Here is a 405-nt window from a genome sequence, read left to right as displayed (position 1 = left end):
TTTTTGTGTACGGGACTATCACCCTGTACCGTCGGACTTTCCAGACCGTTCCACTAACACACATGCTGATTCAGACTCTGGGCTGCTCCCCGTTCGCTCGCCGCTACTGGGGGAATCTCGGTTGATTTCTTTTCCTCGGGGTACTTAGATGTTTCAGTTCCCCCGGTTCGCTTCGTTAACCTATGTATTCAGTTAACGATAGTGTGACGAATCACACTGGGTTTCCCCATTCGGAAATCGCCGGTTATAACGGTTCATATCACCTTACCGGCGCTTATCGCAGATTAGCACGTCCTTCATCGCCTCTGACTGCCAGGGCATCCACCGTGTACGCTTAGTCGCTTAACCTCACAACCCGAAGATGTTTCACTTCTGATTGCGAAAATTTGAGAGACTCGAACACAC

The 405-nt window shown here is 50.1% G+C and carries 1 rRNA gene; it reads right to left on the bottom strand.

Features of this window, described 5'->3' with window-relative positions:
* Positions 1–348 (bottom strand): 23S ribosomal RNA (locus FDX09_RS14245); the annotation flags it as partial.
* Positions 349–405: the final 57 nt, after the last annotated feature.

The sequence above is a fragment of the Citrobacter sp. wls717 genome (genome assembly GCF_005280955.1).
Lineage (GTDB): Bacteria > Pseudomonadota > Gammaproteobacteria > Enterobacterales > Enterobacteriaceae > Citrobacter > Citrobacter werkmanii.
This window is presented reverse-complemented; position numbering and strand designations above follow the sequence as displayed.